Consider the following 18506-nt stretch of genomic DNA (forward strand, 5'->3'; position numbering starts at 1 on the left):
AATCCACCCACGGGCTGACCGCGTCGCGCACCGTGGGCCGCTGCTGCGGCGCACACTCGTCCCATGAGCACTCCGCTTCCCCTGGACCTCCCGCTGCCCGCCGGTGTGGAGTGGTCGCAGGTCACCGTGGCCCTGGTGGTCTGGGTCGCCTGCCTGCTGGTGGCGCTGCTGCCCGGTCCCCGTGGAGGCGGCCTGTTCCGGCTGGTGGGTGGAGCCGTGATGCTGGTGCTCCTCATCGGCTTCGTCGCCCACCTGTTGTGGGGTGGGTGGGCCGTCGTCTCCAGCGTCCAGGAGGGGTTCGGCGGGGAGATGAGCATGGAGTCCGAGGGCCCCTTCGACACGGTCGCGGCGGCACTCGGTGGCGCCTTCCTGCTCTTCCCGCCCTTCCTCATCGGCGCTGTCTGGCGGGCCAAGGAACGGTGGCTGGCGCTGGTGGCGCTGCTGGTGGCCACCGGTGTCTCCGCGTGGCTGCTGGTTCCGGGGTGGCTGTGAACACCCCGCGGAGGGTGCTGGGTGGGCGGTGGTCGGCGCGCTCCGGGGCCCTGGCGGTCGCGGCGCTGACGCTGCCGGCACTGGGCGGGTGTTCCCTTGTGGGCAGTGATGAGCACACCGAGAAGCTGGAGCGGTGCGAGCAGGCACCCGACAACACCGAGCTGGGGGACATGGTCACCAGCCGCGACGCGATGGACGGCCCCGTTGCCACGTTGGACGAGCTGGTGGCGCAGTCCGAGGGCATTGCGGTGGTCCACACCGGGCGCGTGCTGCCCGCGGACCAGACCGCGTCCGGGCTCGGCGGGGGTGAGCCGCCACTGGCCGTGATCGCCCGGGTGCTCGAGCCGGTGAAGGGAGACCACCCGCGCCACACGGAGGTGCAGCTGCACTACGACTTCCTCGGCCTGGGCGCCCAGGAGGTGGAGGACGCCATGCCGAGCAGGGTGATGGTCTTCTGGAACGAGGTGCCGGGCTCGCCGGCGGGGGATCCGCTGGAGGTGGAGGTGCCGAAGGAGGGCTTCGCGTACGTGCTCAAGGACGTCACCCACGAGAAGGACGCCCCGTGCACCTTCCGGGTGGTGACGCCGCGGGCCACCTCCCCGGGCGAGTACGCCTCGCTGGACGAGCTGGAGGAGGCGGTCCGCGAACGGCTGGGGGACCAGTGACACCCGCGGCTGGCATCGGTCCCCGACCAGCGTGCAGAGTGCTCCCATGGAAGACACAGCGACGCCCGTGAACCCCGCACTCGGCAAGGGGCTGGCGGTGCTGGCAGCACTGGGCACCGTCATCGCGGTGGCGGGACTGGTTCTGCACGGTGCCCTGGTGGAGACGAGCATGGCGCTCCTGTGGGTGCCGCTGGTCCTCATCGCCGCGGGTGCTGCGCTGGCGTGTGGCCTGTGGTTCCGCCGCGCCGGCAGCACGGGTGCGTTCATGGCGTTCGCCCTGACGGCGATGCCGCTGGCCCTGGTGGGCACCGTGGTGGGGGCGCTGCTGGGCATCCAGGCGCTCCTCGACTGACGAGGCGCTGGACCCCCACGCCCCGCGTGCGGTGCTGCGGTCGTTCCCGGGGGCTCCCCTCAGGCCTGGCGGTAGGAGCCCAGGAAGTTGCCCATCCGCTCCACGGCCACCGCGAGGTCGTCCGGATGCGGCAGCGTCACCACGCGGAAGTGGTCCGTGGTGGGGATGTTGAAGCCCGAACCGTGCGTGATGAGGATCTTCTCGCTGCGCAGCAGGTCCAGCGCGAACTGCTGGTCGTCGTGGATCGCGTGGACCTCCGGGTCCAACCGCGGGAACGCGTACAGGGCGCCGGTCGGCTTGACGCAGCTCACCCCATCGATGGCGTTGAGCCCCTCCCAGGCCACGTCACGGCTGCGGGTGAGCCGCCCCGTGGGCAGCAGCAGGTCCTCGATGGACTGCTTGCCTCCCAGTGCGGCTTGGATGGCCTGCTGCCCGGGCACGTTGGCGCACAGCCGGGTGGAGGTCAGCAGCTCCACGCCCTCCAGGAAACCGGCGGCGTGGTCGCGCGGTCCGGTGATCACCATCCACCCGGATCGGTAACCGGCCACCCGATAGGTCTTGCTCAGGCCGGACAGGGTGACGCACAGCAGGTCCGGGGCGAAGGTGGCCAGGTTGGTCACCGGCAGGTCGTCGTAGGTGATGCGGTCGTAGATCTCGTCGGCGAACAGCAGGAGCCCGTGGCGGCGGGCCACGTCTGTGATGGCGCGCAGCGTCTCGTCGCCGTACACCGCGCCGGTGGGGTTGTTGGGGTTGATGACGACGATCGCCTTGGTGCGCTCGCTGACCTTGGCCTCCAGGTCGGCCACGTCCGGGTTCCAGCCGTCCTGCTCGTCGCACCGGTAGTGCACGGGGCGCCCGCCGGACAGCGAGGTGGCCGCGGTCCACAGCGGGTAGTCCGGCGAGGGCACCAGCACCTCGTCGCCGTCGTCCAGGAGGGCGTTGAGCAGCAGCATGATGAGCTCGGAGACGCCGTTGCCCAGGTAGACGTCGTCCACGTCCACCTCGGGGAACCCGGGCGTCTCGTTGTAGCGGTCCACGACCGCGCGGCGGGCCGAGAGGATGCCCTTGGACTCGGAGTACCCGTGGGAGACCGGCAGGGTGGCGATCATGTCGCGCACGATGTCGCTGGGCGGGGGGAAGTCGAACGGGGCGGGGTTGCCGATGTTCAGCTTCAGGATGTGCTCGCCGGCGGCCTCCATGCGCTGGGCCTCGGCGTTGACCGGCCCCCGGATCTCGTACAGCACGTCCGCGAGCTTGGCGCTCTGCGGCAGGGAGCGGGGCGTGGTCCGGTCACCGGGCGTCGTCATGTCCGGCATCGTCCCACGCAGGGGTCGCCGGCAGCACCGGGTCCACTCAGGTCAGGTCCGGCCGGTCCACTCGGGTCAGGTCACGAGCCACACCGTCGTCGCCTTGTCCCCGCACTCCGACGGAACGGAGAGCTCGGTGACCTCCCGTGCCTCGTCAAGCGCGAAGGCGGCCCCGCCGACCGTGACCTGCTCGCCGACCGGGTACTCGTCGCCAGGTGCGGTGATGGTGCTGTCGCCGACCTCGCTGCCTCCCGGCAGCACGGCGAGGTACTGCGTCCCCTCGACCTCCACCACCAGGCAGTCGTCGACGACATCGAAGCGGGCCTCGAAGCCCTTGTCGGTGTGACCCCACGGCGTCTCCCAGACAGCCACCCGGGGTCCTTCCGAGGAGCTCGAGCAACCGGCCAGACCGGTCGCCGCGAGGGTGAGCGCTGACAGGCCGGCGAGGGTGCGGGTGGGTCTGGTCATGGCCATCTCGTTTCGTGGGGGCGCCTGCGCGCCGGGGCTGTTCCTCGAAACCTAGGCCGCGTGCCCCACAGGGGAAGCACAGCTTCCTCACACTGTCGCTGTGCTTCCTCACACCCAGCGGGCCAGCTCGGCGCCGGCGCGCACCTCCGTGGGCAGTGCCGAGCGCCCCACCCGCTGCCGCAGCGCCCCGGCCCATCCCGGCGCAGCGTCACTCGCCACGACCACGACGTTGCCGCCCCGCCGGCTGTTCAACACCTCCCGAGCGCCGATGAGGGCGAGCTGCTCACGCTGCCAGCCCACGTCGGCCCAGGCCGCCAGCACCTCGCCCGTGCGGGCCAGTCCGGGCTCGTCGGCCACGTTCATGGCCAGCACGCCCCCGGGTGCGAGAACCCGACGGCAGTCGGCCGCGAACGCAGGCGTCAGCAGGTCGGCGGGCACGAGCCCCTCGTCGAAGGCGTCCACCACCACCGCATCGGCGCTGGCGTCCTTGAGTCCCGCCACCCCGGTGCGGCCGTCCTGTGGTCGCACCCGGATGCGGTGACCCGCCGGCAGCGGCAGGCGGGCGCGCACCGCATCGGTCAGGGCGGTGTCGGGCTCCAGCACGATCTGCGGGGATCCCGGCCGCGTCGCCTGCACGTAGCGCGGCAGCGTCAGCCCGGCCCCGCCCACGTGCGTCACGCCGACCCGTTCCGGCGCGGCGGGCGTGGCCACGAGGTCGAGCACCGCGGCCAGGTGGGCGATGTACGGGAACTCCAGTCGCAGCGGGTCCTCGAGGTCCACGTGGGACTGCGGTCGGCCGTCGCGGACCACCACCACGCCGCCGCTCTCGGCCCCCTCGAAGCCGATGCGGGCGGGCAGCTCGTCGGCATCGGCCAGTGGATCGGGCTCTGCCGCCCGCCCCGGGCCCCGTCGACGCTCGCGCCTCCGCCCCATCAGCGCACCTCCAGGCCGTGGCGCACCGCGGCGACGATGCGGTCGTTCTCCTGTCGGCTGCGCACCGCGGTGCGGATCCACGCGTCGCCGTCCAGGGCGGGCCCCATGCCCGTGGTCGCCCGCAGGAAGACGCCCTGCTTCCGGGCGGCGGCGACCACTCGGTCGGCGCTCGCGCCGGTCGGCAGGCGGGCCAGCAGGTAGTTCGCCACCGCCCGGGGCACCACCCGCAGGCCGAGCGCCTCCAGGGCGGCAGCCAGTTCCGCGCGCAGCTCGTGGGTGAGGGCCCAGCGCCCGGTGTAGTACTCCGGGTCGCCAAGGGCCTCGATGACGGCCAATTGCGTGGGCAGCGAGAGCACCCACGGCGGCGTCAGCCCCCGCACCTGCGCCGCGACCTCCGGGTGCGCGATGAGGTGCGCGGCCCGCATGCCGGACAGCGCCCACGCCTTGGAGAGCGAGGTCACCACCACCAGGTTCTCGCGCCCGACGGCCTCCGCGGCCAGGGACGCGTGCCCCTGCGCCAGCGACTGGGCGTAGGGCAGGTAGGTCTCGTCCACCCACACGCGGGTGTCGGCGGGCACCTCATCCAGCCAGGCGATGAGTTCCGCGTGCGACACCACCTGACCGGTGGGGGAGTTCGGGTTCACCAGCACCACGAGGTCCACGTCCGTCAGCTCCGCGGGCGACAGGTCGCGGGTGAGGTCCACGGCGAAGGCGTCCTGCTCCCGCAACGGCACACCCTGGACGGTGCACCCGATGACCTGCTCCAGCACGTGCCGGTACTCCCCGTAGGTCGGGTCGAGCAGCACCACCCTGCCGCCGGGCCGCACCCACTGCGGCAGGCACCGGAAGATCAGGTCGCTCGAGCCCGCCCCGGGCACCACGCAGTCGGTGGGCACACCCCATCGGTCGGCGATGAGGCGCACCACCCCCTCGCAGTGCGTGGGCGGGGAGGTGCGGGCCAGCCACGGCAGGTGCTCGGTCACCGCATCGACCACGCGCGGGGAAGGAGGGAACCAGGCATCGAGCACGTCAGCCGGCACCACGTCGTCCCGCCGGTCCAGGGTGCGCAGGTCCGTCCCGATCGCCGTGAAGAAGGCACCCCCGTGGTAGGCGGGCGCGGCTGGCGGGCACGTCGGCGGGGGTGGCTCCACGGGCGTGCCGCCATCCACCGCGCGCACGGCATCGAGGCACAGGTCCACCCCGGCCACGGCGGCGTCGATCCATCCCTGCTGCGCCCGGTACTGCGCCCGGGAGTCCTCGATGCTGCACGCCATCACCTCGAACTCCACCGCCCCGGCGCGCACCAGCTGTCCCGTCCCACGCAGGCCGCAGCGCGCGTACATGGCCATCAGCGGCCCGCGCCCCATGCCGATCACCTGCCGCCCGCCGCGCGCCTCGATCCACCGCAGGGCTGCCAGCGCCAGCGCCACGGTCACCCGGCCCCCACGCTCGGCGGCGATGGTGGTGAGCAGCCGGATCTCCCAGGTCCCCGGTCCCGGCGGTCCGGGCAGCTCCGTGCGGGGCAGGTACTTCTCCAGCGAGTACCGCCCGGCCTCCGGCGGGGTGAGGGCCACGAAGCCCACCACCCGATCGTCCCGCTGCGCCACGAGGTACTCCACGAGCGGGTCGAGGGCGTCGGTGAGCACCCCGCTGTCGTTCTCTGCGTGCTGACCCAGCTCCCGGGCGTAGACGTCGTGGCGGATGCGCCCGATGGCCTCGCGGTCACCCGGCCGCTCCGGGCGTACGACCAGCCGGTGGCCGATCACGGCCGCAGCATCACCTTGATGGCGGTGCGCTCGTCCATGGCCGTGTAGGCCTGCGCGACGTCCGCCAGCGGCATCACCGCATCGAAGACCTTGCCGGGCTCGATCTCCCCGGCCAGCACCCGGTCGCGCAGCATGGGCGCGTACTCCCGCGCCGGGGCCACGCCGCCGCCGAGGTTCACATTGCGCCGGAACATCAGCTCGATCGGCAGCTCGATGCCGTGTGGCACACCCACGTAGCCCACCGAGCCACTGGGACGCGTGGAGCGGATCGCCTGCAGCATGGCGTCGTGGGTGCCCACGCACTCCAGCACCCGGTCGGCGCCCCACCCGTCGGTGAGCTCGCGCAGCGCCTCCACGCCCTCGTCCCCGCGGGCCTCCACCACGTCCGTGGCACCGAACTCGCGTGCCACGGCCTGCCGGGAGGGATAGCGCGACATGGCGATGACGCGCTCGGCACCCTGCAGCCGCGCGGCCAGCACGGCGCACAGGCCCACGGCGCCGTCACCCACGACGGCGACGGTCTCACCGGGCTGCACCCCGGCGCCCAGGGCCGCGTGCCACCCGGTGCCCATCACGTCCGAGCAGGTCAGCAGGGAGGCCAGCAGGCGCTCGTCCACGGAGTCGTCGATGCCGTCGACCGGCACCAGGGTGCCCTCGGCGCGGGGCACGCGCACGGCCTCGCCCTGCCCGCCGTCCACGAAGTGCCCGTCACGGTCCGGGCCACCCCACCCGCCGCCGTCGGCGCACGAGGTCTGCACACCCCATCGACACGCCTGGCACTGGCCACACGACCAGACGAAGGGGGCGATGACGAACTGCCCGGCGCGCAGGCCGCCCACCTCCGTGCCCACCTCCTCGACCACGCCGACGAACTCGTGGCCGATGCGGCGGGGCTCGTCCACCGGATTCGCACCCCGGTAGGGCCACAGGTCGGAGCCGCACACGCAGCTGGCCACGACGCGCACCACCGCGTCGGTGGGCAGGACGACGCGGGGGTCGGGGACCTCGGTGAGGCGGACGTCGCCGGGGGCGTGGATCACGGTGGCCTTCATACGTGCGATCCTTGCACGCGACATGCACCCCGGGCAGCCGGGACCTGCTGGCCCGACGGGGGTCGGCGTCCCGCCGCAGGGTCGGCTGCTGCCGCCCTGTGCCCGCCCGGGAGAGGAAGGATCTCTCCATGCCGTTCCACGTTGGCTCCGAGGTGGGCAAGCTCAAGCAGGTGATCGTGCACCGTCCCGGGCTCGAGATGAGCCGGTTGACGCCCACCAACTGTGAGCGCTACCTGTTCGACGAGGTGCTGTGGCTCGAGAAGGCCCAGGCCGAGCACGACCAGTTCCGCGCCGTCATGGAGGACCGCGACGTCGTCGTGCACGAGTTCTCCGACCTCCTGCGCGAGACCCTTGCCGTGCCGGACGCCAAGAAGCACGTGCTGGACAACTCGCTGGACGAGCGCATGGTGGGTCCGCAGGCCGCCGACGAGCTGCGCGGCGTCTTCGAGGCCATGTCCGACGAGGAGCTCGCCACCTACCTGGTGGGCGGCCTCAGCAAGAGCGAGCTCCGGGAGCGCCTGCCGCGGTCCACCAGCCTGTTCCTCTCGTCCCTGGGTGAGGGCGAGATGGTGATGGCCCCGCTGCCCAACCACCTGTTCACGCGTGACACCTCCGCGTGGATGTTCGGCGGTGTCTCGGTGAACTCCATGCACAAGAAGGCCCGCCGGCGCGAGACGGTGCACTTCGAGGCCATCTACCGCTGGCACCCGCTGTTCGCCGAGGCGGACTTCGAGCACTGGAACGACGGCCTGGCCAGCGGTCCGGCCACCACCGAGGGCGGCGACATGCTGGTGCTCGGCAACGGTGCCGTGATGGTGGGCATGTCCGAGCGCACCAACCCGCAGGGTGTGGAGCGTGTGGCGCGCAACCTGCTGCGTTCGGGCCAGGCCAGCACGGTGCTGGCGTTGGACATGCCGAAGGCCCGGGCGCTCATGCACCTCGACACGGTCATGACCATGCTCAACCCCACCACCTTCACCCGGTACCAGCTGCTGCCGGAGATGCAGAGCTGGACCCTCCGCGCCGACGGCGAGGGCCCCGAGGCCGGTCTGACGGTCACCCACAACGAGCCCGAGCGCCTGGACGCGGCGATCGCCGACGCGATGGGGGTGGACTCCATCACCGTGCTGGCCGCCGACCAGGACGACCGTTCCGCCGAGCGCGAGCAGTGGGACGACGGCTGCAACGTGCTGGCGCTGGAGCCGAACGTGGTGGTGGGCTACGAGCGCAACACCGTCACCAACGACTACCTGCGCAGCCAGGGCATCGAGGTGCTCACCATCGAGGGTGGCGAGCTGGGCCGTGGCCGCGGCGGGCCCCGCTGCATGAGCTGCCCCATCGAGCGCGAGGCGCTCTGAGGTGCCGCCCCGCCGCCGCATCGACCCCTCCGCGGGGCACGCGGCGGTGGGGCAGTGGCTCGCCGCCCGGGCGGGGCACGATGAGGGGGAGCAGGCGGGGGCGGTGGACCGTCAGGTGCTCGCCACCGCGGTGCGCTTCACCCTGGAGGAGCTGGGAGCCCGGGCACCGGGGCGCTCCGTGGAGGTGAGGGTGCCGCCGCTGGGTGTGGTGCAGTGCGTCGAGGGCTCCACGCACCGTCGCGGCACGCCGCCGGCCGTGGTGGAGATGGATGCGGGCACCTGGCTCGCCCTGGCCACGGGGCGCCTGGAGTGGGCCGATGCGGTGGGCTCCGGTGCGGTGCAGGCCTCCGGCCAGCGTGCGGAGCTGGACGCGTACCTGCCGTTGGTCTGAGGGGGCCTCAGCGGGTGTTGCGCTCGCGCCGCTTGAGCGCAAGGGCGTCGACGAGGGCGAAGACCACCCCGCCCAGCAGCAGCCCCGCGATGCCGAACATCACGGCGAGGAAGGCGAAGGAACGGCCGGGGGAGTACATGGGGGAGGCCGGCCCCATCACCGTCACCAGGCCGGCCACCACGACGCCGAGCAGCGTGCCGATCAGCACGAAGGGCAGCACGCGGGGCGCCCGGTGCACCGGGGCGGGCTCGGGGGCGGTGTTCTTCGGGGGGAGGTCCTGGGTCTTGTCCTGCACGGCTCCACGGTACGTGCCCGGCCGAACGCTGCGGGCGGCGCCCTCCCCCCATCGGGCCCGTGCGTGAGGTGCGCCACCCTGTGGGACCATGTGCGGCGTGACCCGAGGTGATGGCCGTCTGTCCCATGATCTGCTCCCCGACGAGGCGCTCCCGCAGGACGAGTGCGGGGTGTTCGCGGTGTGGGCCCCCGACGAGGACGTCGCCACGCTGACCTACTACGGGCTCTACGCCCTGCAGCACCGCGGCCAGGAGTCGGCCGGCATCGCGGTGTCGAACGGGTCCTCACTGCGGGTCTACAAGGACATGGGGCTGGTGTCCCAGGTGTTCGACGACCAGGTGCTGCGCCCCCTCAAGGGGTACATGGCCATCGGGCACACCCGGTACTCCACCACCGGGGCCTCGGTCTGGGAGAACGCCCAGCCCACCCTGGCCGGCTCGGACGACCGCACCCTCGCGCTGGCGCACAACGGCAACATCATCAACTCCGCCGAGCTGCTCGACCGGCTCAAGGAGATCCTGGACGGCGACGTCAGCAAGGCCGCCGGCGAGCTCGGGCGGGGCAGCACCACCGACACGGCCATCCTCTCCTCGCTGTTGAGCACCGGCGAGGGCAGCGTGGTGGAGCGGGCCCTGCGCGTCCTGCCCTCGGTCCGCGGTGCGTTCTCGCTGGTCTTCCTCGACGAGAACCGGTTGTACGCCGCCCGCGACCCGCAGGGCGTCCGTCCGCTGGTGATCGGGCGCCTGAGCCGCGGGTGGGTGGTGGCCTCGGAGACGGCGGCCCTGGACATCGTGGGCGCCAGCTTCGTGCGGGAGGTCGCCCCGGGCGAGCTCATCGCCATCGACTCCGACGGGCTGGAGTCGCGGACCTTCGCGCCGGCCGAGCCCAAGGGCTGCATCTTCGAGTACGTCTACCTGGCCCGTCCCGACACCAAGATCGCCGGGCGCGAGGTCTACGACGCCCGCGTGGACATGGGCCGTGCCCTGGCCCGCCGCCACCCGGTGGAGGCAGACATGGTCATGCCCGTGCCCGAGTCCGGCACCCCCTCGGCCATCGGGTACGCGGAGGAGTCCGGCATCCCCTACGGGCTGGGTCTGGTGAAGAACTCCTACGTGGGGCGCACCTTCATCTCGCCCACGCAGACCATCCGGCAGCTGGGCATCCGGTTGAAGCTCAACCCGCTCAAGCACGTCATCGCCGGCAAGCGCCTGGTGGTGGTCGACGACTCCATCGTCCGCGGAAACACCCAGCGCGCCCTGGTGAAGATGCTGCGCGAGGCCGGGGCGGCCGAGGTGCACGTGCGCATCAGTTCCCCGCCGGTGGAGTGGCCCTGCTTCTACGGCATCGACTTCGCCACCCGCGCGGAGCTCGCCGCCGCCAACATGTCGGTGGAGGAGATCTGCACCTCCATCGGGGCGGACTCGCTGGGCTACGTGGAGGTCGAGGACATCGTCGTGGCCTCCGAGCAGCCCGCCGACCGGCTCTGCACCGCCTGCTTCACCGGTGAGTACCCCATCGCGCTGCCCACCGACGGTCGTACCGGCAAGGAGTGGCTGGAGCTCGAGCGTGCCGCCCGGGCCACCGACCCCACCGACGTCGGCACCCAACAGGTGCGCGACTTCTCCCAGAACCCCGGACGTCCCTGACCCGCGCCGCAGCCCGGGTCACCGGGCCACGCTCCCGCCCACCGAGTCCCCTCTGCAGAAGGTCACCATGAGCAACCCCGAGAGCACCCCCGGCATCACCTACGCGCAGGCCGGTGTCGACACCGAGGCCGGTGACCGCGCCGTCGAGCTGATGAAGGCCTCCGTGGCGCGCGCCACCCGCCCCGAGGTGGTCGGCGGCATCGGCGGCTTCGCGGGGCTGTTCGACGCCAGCGCCCTGCAGGGCATGACCCGGCCGCTGCTCACCACCTCCACGGATGGGGTGGGCACCAAGATCGCCATCGCCCGCGCCCTGGACCAGCACGACACCATCGGGCAGGACCTGGTGGCCATGGTGGTGGACGACATCGTGGTCTGCGGCGCCGAGCCGCTGTTCATGACCGACTACATCGCCACCGGGTCGGTGGAGCCCGAGCGCATCGCCGCCATCGTGTCCGGCATCGCCCGCGGGTGCGAGCTGGCGGGGGTGGCGCTGGTGGGTGGCGAGACGGCGGAGCACCCGGGGCTGATGGCGCCGGACGAGTACGACCTGGCAGGCGCCGCCACGGGTGTCGTGGACGCCCCGGACGTGCTGGGCCCCGAGCGCGTGACCGAGGGGGACGCGGTGCTGTGCATCGCCTCCTCGGGGTTGCACTCCAACGGCTACTCGCTGGTGCGCCGCGTGGTCGAGCACGCCGGCCTGGGGCTGGAGGAGCACGTGCCCGAGTTCGGGCGCACCCTGGGGGAGGAGCTGCTGGAGCCCACGCGCATCTACACCCTGCCGCTGCTGGAGGTCGTGCGCGCCACCCGGGTGCACGCCCTGAGCCACGTGACCGGCGGGGGACTGGCCGCCAACCTGGCGCGGGTGATGCCGCAGGGCCTCTTCGCGGCGCTCGACCGGTCCACCTGGGCGCCGGCGCCGGTGTTCGACGCGGTGCAGCGCTGGGGAGGGGTGCAGCGCGCCGACATGGAGAAGACCCTCAACCAGGGGGTCGGGTTCGTGGCGCTCCTGCCGACCGACGCGGTGGACACGGCCGTGGAGCTGTTGGCGCGCCACGGCATCGACGCCTGGGTGGCCGGTGAGGTGCACGCGTCCGCCGAGGCGGGTCTGGGCGGCCGGGTCGCAACGGGTGACTGGGTCACCGGCGCCAAGGGCGTCGAGGGCGGGGCCGCGGCGCTGGTGGGCGACCACGCCTGAGCCGGAACGCGCGAACGCCCCCGGTGGTCGGGGGCGTTCGCGGTGTGGTGCCTGCTGGTCAGCGGTCGTTGCCCGTCCAGCGGTCCTCGTCGTCCTCCTCGTCAGAGGACCCGGAGTACCCGTTGCGGGAGGACTCGCGGTCCGACGAGGCGCGCAGTTCCCTCTCCAGCGCGCTCAGGTCGGTGTCGGGGGAGTAGTACTTCAACTCCCGAGCAACCTTGGTCTGCTTTGCCTTGGCTCGGCCGCGCCCCATGGCGTGACCCCCTAACCGGTCTGGCGGAGCGGCATCGCGCTACACATGTCAATCGCGTGGCGTCTACAGTCCTGAAAGGTGCGGCGTCACGCGAATGTCCTGCGAGGCGTAGCGGCCCCGGGGTTCGTATATGTCGTGCCGCAGAGTTTACAACACCGACCCCCGACCCGGTGGCTGGGCTCGCCCGTCGGCGAACCGTTCGTGCAGGTCAGGGCTTGGAGGTGTCCACGTCGTTGCCGAGCACCTCCATCAGCGGCCAGATGCCGATGATGAACAGGGTCAGCAGGATGCCCAGCACGATGAACAGGGCGGCGTGCGCCGCGGGGCTCATCCGGTGCTTCTTGATGCCGTCGTCATCGGCCCCGTGGGTTGCGGACTCGGGCGCGGCCGCGTGCGTGGTCGTCGCCACAACGTTGTCAGACATGCCGGCCAGTGTTCCATGCGTCCCTGCCCGAGGACAGGGTCAGAAGGTCACAGGTCGAGAACAATTGGCCGGGCGGTGGTCCGTCAGCGACGGCGCAGCATCAGGCCGCCCCCCACCAGGAGGCCCAGCGCCACCGCGCCCAACAGCACCCACGTGGTGGCATTCATACCGCCGGAGGCCTCGTCGTCCTGCTGCGGAGCGTCGGCGGCGTCGTCGGACGGCGAGGCGGTGGCCTCGGTGGTGGCGCTCTCCGTCGGCTCCGCGGAGGCGTCGGCCTCGTCCGAGCCCGAGGCGCTCTCGGTGGCCGCCACCGAGTCGGACTCCGTGGCGGCGGGGGACTCCTCGGTCGAGCTGGCGTCCGCCGAGCCGTCCTCGCCGCCGGAGTCCGCGGCCACGGTGAAGTCCGTGGTGCCGGAGATGGGGTGTCCGTCGGAGGAGACCACGCGCCAGGTGGAGGTGTACGTGCCGTCCTCGAGGTGCTCGGGCAGGTCGAAGGTGACGACCGGGCCGTCCGCCGTGGGCTCGCCCTCGGCCACGACCTCTCCGGAGGCGTCGGCCACGGAGACGCGGTTGCCCACCTTCTGCACCTCGTCGCTGTAGGTGAGCACCAGCTCCTCGGGCGCCTCGGAGAGGGTCTCCCCGGCCGCGGGCTCGGAGCCCTCCAGCACGTCGTGAGCCAGGGCGGGGGTCGCGCCGTGCTGGAGGGCCAACGCCGTGACCCCCACGGCGGCGAGGGTGCGGGTGCGAGCAGCCAGATGCATGGTCATGCGGCCATCCTAGAACTGCGATCCCGTGTAGTAGAGGGGGGTTGGTGGGGGTGCGGAAGTGCGCGGGGCGACGCGCCTACGCTGACCCCATGCCCGTCACCTCCTACCGCACCCTCGCCCGCGACGCCCACGGCGAGATCGAGGAGAAGAACTCGCGCTTCGTGTGCCGCATCGCCCCCAGCGACTCCGAGGAGGCGGCCCGCGCCGTCATCGAGGCCGAGCGGCGCACCCACCACGACGCGCGCCACCACTGCAGCGCGTTCATCCTGGGCCCGGACGGGCGCATCGAGCGCTCGAACGACGACGGGGAGCCCGCCGGGACGGCCGGCACCCCCATGCTCGACGTGCTGCGCGGCTCCGGCTACCGCGACGTCACGGCCGTGGTGACCCGCTGGTTCGGGGGAACCAAGCTGGGGGCCGGCGGTCTGGTGCGCGCCTACGGCGATGCGGTGCGCGCCGCGTTGGAGGACGCCCGACCCCGCGAACGCCACCTGGTGCGACTGCACGCCCTGGCCGTCGCGCACGCCGATGCGGGCCGCATCGAGAACGACCTGCGGGCCGCCGGGTTCGTGGTCACCGGCACCGACTACGCCGAGCGCGCCACCCTCCACGTCGCCACGCCGCCGGACCAGCAGGACGCCCTCGCGGCGCTGGTGGCGGCGACCACCAGCGGCGGGGGCGTCCTGGAGCCCGGACCGGAGCAGTGGGTGGACACCCCCTGACCGGCTCGATGGGGTGAGCCCGCCACGGCGGGCGGCTCACCCCATCGGAACAGGGATCAGAAGCCGTGCGAGCTGGGCTTCGGGTAGTACTTCAGGAACTTGCGGATGTGGTTGAGCATGGCCACGACCGTGTAGCCCTGGCGCCACAGCGAGTCCCGGCGCGGGTTCCACAGCGGGTGGTGGATGCCGTTCGACGCGGCCTTGTTCACGCGGCGGCGCAGCTCGGGGTCCAGCACGTAGCGCATGAGGAAGGGCTTGAACAGCACCGTGTAGAGGATCTCGTTCTCCACGCGCACCGGGGCGTGGCGCCTGTTCTCGACCACGTCGGTCACCACGAACTCGGCGACGTTCGCGCCGGCGGCCGTCACGTAGTAGTTGTTGCGGCCGATGCGGGAGTTCATCTCCAGGAAGTACCCGGTGCCGTCGTTCGGGTCGACCTTCACGTCGAAGTTGGCGAAGCCCTGGTAGTCCATGTGGTCCAGGAACTTGACGGCGGAGTCCCACAGCTCCGGCAGGGCGGTGGTGAACATGGCCGCCGGGTTGCCCAGGGCCGTGGGGGAGTGCTCCTCCAGCAGCACGTGGGCGCTGCACAGCAGGGTGGTCTCGCCGTTGCGGTCACGGTAGGCGGTCACCGAGCGCATGTAGGTGTCGTCACCGCCGATGAGCTGCTGCACCAGGAACTGGCCGGTGAACCCGGCCGCGCGCAGCACGCGGACCATGTCGTCGTACTCGGCCTGGGTGTCCAGGAAGTAGACCTTCTTCTTGCCGGCGAACTTCAGCGTCTCGTACTGGCTGGTGGTGGCGGGCTTGGCCACCACGGGGAAGGGGCTCTCCACCGCGGGCGCGGTCCAGGAGTCGTCTGCGGAGCCGGCGAAGTCGAGCACCTGGGTGGCGGGGTGGGGGATGCCCAGCTCCGCGCAGGCCTCGGCGAACTGGACCTTGTCGCTGATGCGGTCCAGCAGATCCACCCCGGGCATGGGGATGGTGTAGTACGGCGAGAGCTCGTCGACCCGCTCCATCACCATGCGGACGATGGTGTCCTGGTTGGTCAGCAGCACCAGCGGGTGGCGGCCGTGGTGCTCCTTGCCGATGCGCACCAGCTCGTCGATGGTCTCGTCGGAGGTCTTGTCCTCGCCGATGAGGTGGTGGTTGATGATCTCCGAGCGCATCACCGGCCCGGTCTCGACGCGGGAGACGACCGTGGGGATGGTGCCGTAGCGCTCGTTGAAGGCGCGGGCGAGGGCGTAGACGCCGATGTCGCCACCGACCATCACCAGGTCGAACGCTGGGGCGTCGGGGCTTGCTGCGGGGCTCTGGGGCACGTCGTCTCCTGACATCTGGGGTGCTCCGGCGATCCTATGCGCTGGGCGGCCCGGGGCTGGGGGATTCCGTCAGGGGGCCTCGCGCTCAGGGGGAGCGTCACGTCGTTCGCCCCCGGTGTGACGGACCAGACATGTCAGGGGCGCAACCGGCCATCGGGTCACAAATCCGTTGCCCGGCTGCCCCTCACGCACACCGAAATCACCGCACCGGGTTGAGGGTGTCATGAAGGGTCACGAACGGACTTGCGCAAAGGTTGAGGAAAACGCTTGGTTCTCCCCGTGGGGTTCATTCGGCCCCGCCCAGCCGTTCTTCGACCCCGCCCGTGGAGGTGTCTCATGCTTGCCCACCCCGCCCACCAGCCGAGCCGTCGCGCGATCGCGAAGGGCGCTGCTTGGACAGTCCCGGCCATCGCGATGGCCACCGCTGCCCCGGCTGTCGCAGCGTCGACCTGCGCCGGTTGCCACACGATGGAGTGGAGCCAGTTCGCACTGGGTGAGACGCCCACCACGGGAACGACGACACCGTCCGACGTGGAGTGCGCCACCCCGTTCCCTGTGACTATCAAGACCTCGGCCACGGGCAATCCTGGCACCGTGAACCCGAGGACGAACACCGCGTCGACCGGCTTCTACAGCGAAGCGTTCAACATGAAGGTCGGGTACCAGGGGGAACAGGCGGGCAGGGACCTGAGCCGCCCCTTCTCCATCGCGGGTGTGTCGGCGGAGGCTCCGGGGCTGATCCTCAACATCGGGCACAACACCACCACCAAGGTCGAGTTCACCTTCCCGGCACCGGTGAGTTCCGTGTCCTTGGACGTGTACGACTTCACCCGATCCACGGCCGACCCGCACTACCGATAGGGACTGCTGCAGGTTTGGTTGACACTTCAGGTTTGGTGTTTCAGGCCGCTTGTGCGGGCCAGTAGATGGTCTCAAACTCGGTCGGGGTGGTCTTGCCCAGGGCTCGCTGGCGCCGCCGGCGGTGGTAGGCCCGCTCGATCCACGTGAAGATGGCTAGCCGCAGTTGCTCCCGGGTGTCCCAGCGACGGCTGTTCAAGACGTTCTTCTGCAACAGCGCGAAGAAGGATTCCATCGCAGCGTTGTCCGCCGAGGAGGCCACACGCCCCATGGACCCGATCAGGCCGTGCCGGTGCAGTGCCGCGACGAAGCGGCGGGAGCGGAACTGGCTGCCCCTGTCGGCGTGGACCACGCACCCGGCGGTGGTGTCGCGGCCCCGGCGGGCGATGGCCATCTCCAGGGCGTCGACGGCCAGCTGGGAGGTCATCCGGTCATTGATGGAGTACCCCACGATCCGCCTGGACCAGACGTCCTTGACAGCGCACAGGTACAACGTGCCCTCACTGGTGGGATGCTCGGTAATGTCGGTCAGCCACAACCGGTTCGGACCCTGAGCGGTGAACTCACGCCGGACCAGGTCGTCGTGGACCGGCGGGCCGGGCTTCTTCCACCGGCCCCGGGTGACCGAGTGCGCTGAGGCGATCTGCCCCTGGTGGCAGATCTTCCACACGCGTCGCTCAGACAGGGCATGGCCGGCCGCGGCGAGTTCGTCAGCGATGAACCGATACCCCAGACCGGGGTCATCGGCGTGGATCTCATAGGCGGCGTTCATCGCGTAGGCATCCACCAGATCCCGGTCGCTGACCGGGTGGGCACACCAGGCGTAGAACGCCTGGGGGGAGAACTTCAACACCCGGCAGGCCACCGTGACGGGGATTCCGTCATCGGCAAGGTCACGGACCAGCGGGAAGGTCATTTTGGGGACTGGCCCAGCTTCAGGTTCGCCTGAGACAGGTACGCCGCTGCTCGGCGTAGGACCTCGTTCTCCTGCTCCAACAGGCGGTTGCGACGCTTCAGGGCACGCACCTCCTCGGACTCGGCCACCGTCACGCCCGGACGGGCGCCGTCCTCGATGTCGGCCTGGCGGAGCCAGTTGCGCAGGGTTGATTCCGAGATCCCGAAGTCTTTCGCCGTCTGCGCGATCGACGCCTCGCCACGACGGGCGACACCGACCACGTCGTCACGGAACTCCTTGGGGTGAGGTGCAGGCATGGCGACATCCTTCCAGCAGGGACCCACGTCCCCACAGATCAGGTGTCAACCAAACCCTCAGCAGTCCCATACACCGACACCCTCGCGTTCGATCAGCCCACGACCGTCAGCGGAAACCTCACATCCCTCAACCGCACGTCTGCCGCCATCGATCAGACATACAGCCGCACGGCGAAGCTCGAGTCGAGTGAGACCTCTGCGGTGAAGAACACCTTCACCACCACCGGCGCCGGTGGGTTCACCACCTTCACCCTGTCCTACTCGGCGCCTACGGCTGACGGTTGGCAGTTCATCGCCTTGGGCGACCTGAGGGTCTGCGTCTGACCGCAGCCCTGTCGTCGCGGCGCCCCGTCCACCACCTGGTGGGCGGGGCGCTGTGCTGTGCACACCCAATCGATGGCCCGAGCGTGCGTCAGGCGAACGCCGGTCAGTCGCCCGGCTGAGCCCCCGCCATCCGCAGCGCCATCTCCTGGTGGTGCTCCGCGACCTGCTCGGCGGACCACGCCCCGTCCGGCCGGAACCACCGGGCCACGTCCACGCACATGGACACCACGGCCGTGGCCGTGAGCGACGCGTCCTGGGTCTGCAGCTCACCGGTGCGCGTGCCGGCCTCCACGATGCTGCGCACCACCTCGTGGATCTGCCGCCGCAGGGCGCGCACCTCGGCCAGGTGCTCGGGTGTGAGGTGCGCGAGCTCGTAGTTGACCACCCGCGCCCGCACGCACGAGGTGGCGTGCCACAGGGTCAGCTCGTGCGCCACCGCCCCCAGGCGCTCCGGTGCGGTGACCCGGGCCGCGGAGGCGGCGAGCACCCCATCGAGCACCCGGCGGGTGCCGAGCGCCGAGATCTGGTGCAGCACCTCCTCCTTGGACCGGAAGTGGGCGTACAGGGCCGCGGGGCTCATGCCGGCCCGCGTGGCGATGTCACGCGTGCTGGTACCGGAGAAGCCGACCTCGGCGAACGCCTCGGTGGCCGCCTGCAGGATCGCCTCGGACGCCATCTCGATCACCCCTTGTCTGCTGCTGAGCG

At 71.4% G+C, this 18506-nt stretch carries 21 protein-coding genes and 1 pseudogene; 10 read left to right on the forward strand and 12 right to left on the reverse strand.

Annotation, left to right across the window (positions count from 1 at the left end; all coding sequences use genetic code 11):
- The first annotated feature begins 63 nt into the window (after positions 1-63).
- From ACEY2A_RS11795 to ACEY2A_RS11805, 3 genes are read left to right on the forward strand one after another with little or no spacing between them, the layout of a single operon-like run.
- Positions 64-492: a hypothetical protein gene (locus ACEY2A_RS11795; RefSeq protein WP_374928775.1), complete on the forward strand. Its 429-nt coding sequence runs from the start codon at positions 64-66 to the stop codon at positions 490-492.
- Positions 483-1157, forward strand: a complete 675-nt coding sequence (locus tag ACEY2A_RS11800) for a hypothetical protein (protein WP_374928776.1) — start codon at positions 483-485, stop codon at positions 1155-1157. Before ACEY2A_RS11795 ends, ACEY2A_RS11800 begins: the two co-directional genes overlap by 10 nt.
- 46 nt (positions 1158-1203) lie before the next feature.
- Positions 1204-1509: a hypothetical protein gene (locus ACEY2A_RS11805; RefSeq protein ID WP_374928777.1), complete on the forward strand. Its 306-nt coding sequence runs from the start codon at positions 1204-1206 to the stop codon at positions 1507-1509.
- A gap of 59 nt (positions 1510-1568) precedes the next feature.
- Here ACEY2A_RS11805 and ACEY2A_RS11810 read toward each other — a convergent pair whose 3' ends face one another.
- The 5 genes from ACEY2A_RS11810 to ACEY2A_RS11830 form a co-directional block, all read right to left on the reverse strand.
- A complete protein-coding gene (locus ACEY2A_RS11810) occupies positions 1569-2816 on the reverse strand; it encodes a pyridoxal phosphate-dependent aminotransferase (RefSeq protein ID WP_374928778.1) in 1248 nt (415 codons plus the stop codon).
- 75 nt (positions 2817-2891) lie between these two features.
- Positions 2892-3284 (reverse strand): hypothetical protein, encoded by a 393-nt coding sequence (locus ACEY2A_RS11815; protein ID WP_374928779.1) that lies wholly within the window; start codon positions 3282-3284, stop codon positions 2892-2894.
- A 108-nt stretch (positions 3285-3392) separates the two neighbouring features.
- Positions 3393-4217 carry a spermidine synthase gene (locus tag ACEY2A_RS11820; RefSeq protein ID WP_374928780.1) on the reverse strand — a complete coding sequence of 275 codons (825 nt, stop codon included), beginning with the start codon at positions 4215-4217 and terminating at the stop codon, positions 3393-3395.
- Positions 4217-5983, reverse strand: a complete 1767-nt coding sequence (locus ACEY2A_RS11825) for an aminotransferase class I/II-fold pyridoxal phosphate-dependent enzyme (RefSeq protein ID WP_374928781.1) — start codon at positions 5981-5983, stop codon at positions 4217-4219. Before ACEY2A_RS11825 ends, ACEY2A_RS11820 begins: the two co-directional genes overlap by 1 nt.
- A complete protein-coding gene (locus ACEY2A_RS11830; protein WP_374928782.1) occupies positions 5980-7035 on the reverse strand; it encodes a zinc-dependent alcohol dehydrogenase family protein in 1056 nt (351 codons plus the stop codon). The genes ACEY2A_RS11825 and ACEY2A_RS11830 overlap by 4 nt, the downstream gene beginning before the upstream one ends.
- 128 nt (positions 7036-7163) lie before the next feature.
- Here ACEY2A_RS11830 and ACEY2A_RS11835 point away from each other — a divergent pair, with 128 nt between their 5' ends.
- Entirely contained in the window at positions 7164-8393 is a 1230-nt protein-coding gene (locus ACEY2A_RS11835; RefSeq protein WP_374928783.1) for an arginine deiminase, read from the forward strand.
- 1 nt (position 8394) lies between these two features.
- On the forward strand, positions 8395-8784 hold the full coding sequence (locus ACEY2A_RS11840) for a sterol carrier family protein (protein ID WP_374928784.1): 390 nt from the start codon (positions 8395-8397) through the stop codon (positions 8782-8784).
- A 7-nt stretch (positions 8785-8791) separates the two neighbouring features.
- Here the strand turns inward: ACEY2A_RS11840 and ACEY2A_RS11845 are convergent, their stop codons facing one another.
- Entirely contained in the window at positions 8792-9079 is a 288-nt protein-coding gene (locus ACEY2A_RS11845; RefSeq protein ID WP_374928785.1) for a hypothetical protein, read from the reverse strand.
- A gap of 97 nt (positions 9080-9176) precedes the next feature.
- On the opposite strand from ACEY2A_RS11845, the gene purF reads away from it, so the two are divergent.
- Positions 9177-10724, forward strand: a complete 1548-nt coding sequence (purF, locus tag ACEY2A_RS11850) for an amidophosphoribosyltransferase (protein ID WP_374928786.1) — start codon at positions 9177-9179, stop codon at positions 10722-10724.
- Positions 10725-10791: 67 nt separating this feature from the next.
- Positions 10792-11919: a phosphoribosylformylglycinamidine cyclo-ligase gene (purM, locus tag ACEY2A_RS11855; RefSeq protein WP_374928787.1), complete on the forward strand. Its 1128-nt coding sequence runs from the start codon at positions 10792-10794 to the stop codon at positions 11917-11919.
- Positions 11920-11977: 58 nt separating this feature from the next.
- On the opposite strand, the gene ACEY2A_RS11860 is transcribed toward purM, so the two are convergent.
- The 3 genes from ACEY2A_RS11860 to ACEY2A_RS11870 form a co-directional block, all read right to left on the reverse strand.
- Positions 11978-12172 carry a DUF3073 domain-containing protein gene (locus ACEY2A_RS11860; RefSeq protein WP_374928788.1) on the reverse strand — a complete coding sequence of 65 codons (195 nt, stop codon included), beginning with the start codon at positions 12170-12172 and terminating at the stop codon, positions 11978-11980.
- Between the two features lie 208 nt (positions 12173-12380).
- Positions 12381-12596 carry a hypothetical protein gene (locus tag ACEY2A_RS11865; protein WP_374928789.1) on the reverse strand — a complete coding sequence of 72 codons (216 nt, stop codon included), beginning with the start codon at positions 12594-12596 and terminating at the stop codon, positions 12381-12383.
- Positions 12597-12679: 83 nt separating this feature from the next.
- Positions 12680-13363, reverse strand: a complete 684-nt coding sequence (locus ACEY2A_RS11870) for a copper resistance protein CopC (protein WP_374928790.1) — start codon at positions 13361-13363, stop codon at positions 12680-12682.
- Between the two features lie 89 nt (positions 13364-13452).
- On the opposite strand from ACEY2A_RS11870, the gene ACEY2A_RS11875 reads away from it, so the two are divergent.
- The gene (locus ACEY2A_RS11875) at positions 13453-14085 is read left to right on the forward strand and encodes an IMPACT family protein (protein ID WP_374928791.1); all 633 of its coding nucleotides are present in this window, start codon (positions 13453-13455) and stop codon (positions 14083-14085) included.
- A 56-nt stretch (positions 14086-14141) separates the two neighbouring features.
- On the opposite strand, the gene ACEY2A_RS11880 is transcribed toward ACEY2A_RS11875, so the two are convergent.
- Positions 14142-15407: a carboxylate--amine ligase gene (locus ACEY2A_RS11880; RefSeq protein ID WP_374928792.1), complete on the reverse strand. Its 1266-nt coding sequence runs from the start codon at positions 15405-15407 to the stop codon at positions 14142-14144.
- A 336-nt stretch (positions 15408-15743) separates the two neighbouring features.
- Here ACEY2A_RS11880 and ACEY2A_RS11885 point away from each other — a divergent pair, with 336 nt between their 5' ends.
- The gene (locus ACEY2A_RS11885) at positions 15744-16268 is read left to right on the forward strand and encodes a hypothetical protein (protein WP_374928793.1); all 525 of its coding nucleotides are present in this window, start codon (positions 15744-15746) and stop codon (positions 16266-16268) included.
- Positions 16269-16308: 40 nt separating this feature from the next.
- Here the strand turns inward: ACEY2A_RS11885 and ACEY2A_RS11890 are convergent.
- Positions 16309-17477, reverse strand: a pseudogene (locus ACEY2A_RS11890) (IS3 family transposase).
- A gap of 201 nt (positions 17478-17678) precedes the next feature.
- Between ACEY2A_RS11890 and ACEY2A_RS11895 the strand changes: the two are divergent.
- Positions 17679-17801, forward strand: coding sequence for a hypothetical protein (locus tag ACEY2A_RS11895; protein ID WP_374928794.1), 123 nt, complete (start codon positions 17679-17681; stop codon positions 17799-17801).
- 103 nt (positions 17802-17904) lie between these two features.
- Here the strand turns inward: ACEY2A_RS11895 and ACEY2A_RS11900 are convergent, their stop codons facing one another.
- Complete coding sequence (locus ACEY2A_RS11900) at positions 17905-18477, reverse strand: TetR/AcrR family transcriptional regulator (RefSeq protein WP_374930000.1); 573 nt, start codon at positions 18475-18477, stop codon at positions 17905-17907.
- Positions 18478-18506: the final 29 nt, after the last annotated feature.

Source organism: Kytococcus sedentarius (assembly GCF_041937525.1).
Lineage (GTDB): Bacteria > Actinomycetota > Actinomycetes > Actinomycetales > Dermatophilaceae > Kytococcus > Kytococcus sedentarius_A.